Raw genomic sequence first — 1,148 nt, forward strand, 5'->3', positions numbered from 1 at the left:
ATGAGCATCCTCCACACCCATTAAATCACCACCACCAGTGACGTGATTGGCACCACCAAACTTGGCATCCATTTCTTCAAGCAGCGTCTGCTTAGTCTCCCCTGACCCTCGCCGGATCCATCCCCGCAATGCAAATTCTTTGAGGGCACGGCTGATGACTTCCCGGGCCGACCCCAGCTCGGTAGCCAATGTCTGATGGGTAATCTGGATAATCTGGGCATGTTTTCCCAGGTCCAGAAGTTTTCTGGCGAGGCGAATATCCAGGCGGGTGAAGACGACTTCTTCGACCAGGGTGAGTAAATCGGTCAAGCGATTTCCGTAGGCATTGAATACGAATTCCCGAAAAAGGCCGGATTGGCCAATGAGTTGATCAAAAACCGATTTGGGCAGGCTGATCGCCTTCACGGCTGTTTCGGTAATACCCATGGCGGGATAGGGGCGATGACTGAACAGACAAGCGGTAGTGAGAATGCAGGATTCTCCGGGGCCAATGCGGTACAGGACGATTTCGCGCCCGCCTGCAGAAATCTGTTGCACCCGGATCTGGCCTTCCAGCACCAACAAATATTGGTTGCAGGGGGTACCGGCGTGAAAAATGATTTGATCCGACCCCCATTGCACTGGACGAGCCTTGTTGAATAACGCCTTTTCATTGTCTGGCGCTGCAGTGAGTGAAGTAAAATGGCTGATCCAGTCGTTCAGGATAATGCCCGTCCGTGTGAAAGGGAGTCATGATGCTACTACAGTAGATATTTTCTTTGAAATGTTTCGGGTGGCGCCTTTATAGCCTCCTGAAAAATGTCCCTTGCCGGCTGGATTCAGTGCTTGTGTAAATGATGCATGTCCGGCACATGAGGGTGGCTGTGGGTGAGGGGCTCGTGATGATGCGGATGCTCATGACGGGTTCCTGGAGCAACCGGAAAAGCGTGGGCGTGTTGGTGATGGGCATCGTGGGTATGCATGTGGGCATGATCCATGGCCTCATGGGAATGGACATGATCGTGGCGTTCATCCAGATGCATCCAGATGCCCCAGGCCATCAGTGCTGCCGCGATCAGTAGTAGCGGGGTGACCGGAGTGCCCAGGATGATGACGCTGAGAATGGCCCCAAAGAAGGGAGCGCTTGAAAAATAGGCTCCCGTGCGGGC

Annotated in this window: 1 protein-coding gene and 1 pseudogene; both read right to left on the reverse strand. The window is 53.8% G+C overall.

Going from position 1 to position 1,148, the window contains the following annotated elements; genetic code table 11:
- Positions 1 to 621 (reverse strand): Crp/Fnr family transcriptional regulator (locus AC2VLY_RS05535; RefSeq protein ID WP_486921907.1); only part of this gene is annotated, 621 nt, incomplete at its 3' end.
- A gap of 197 nt (positions 622 to 818) precedes the next feature.
- A pseudogene (locus tag AC2VLY_RS05540) lies at positions 819 to 1,148 on the reverse strand (EamA family transporter); the annotation flags it as partial.

The sequence above is a fragment of the Acidithiobacillus sp. TH-A36 genome, from assembly GCF_057473445.1.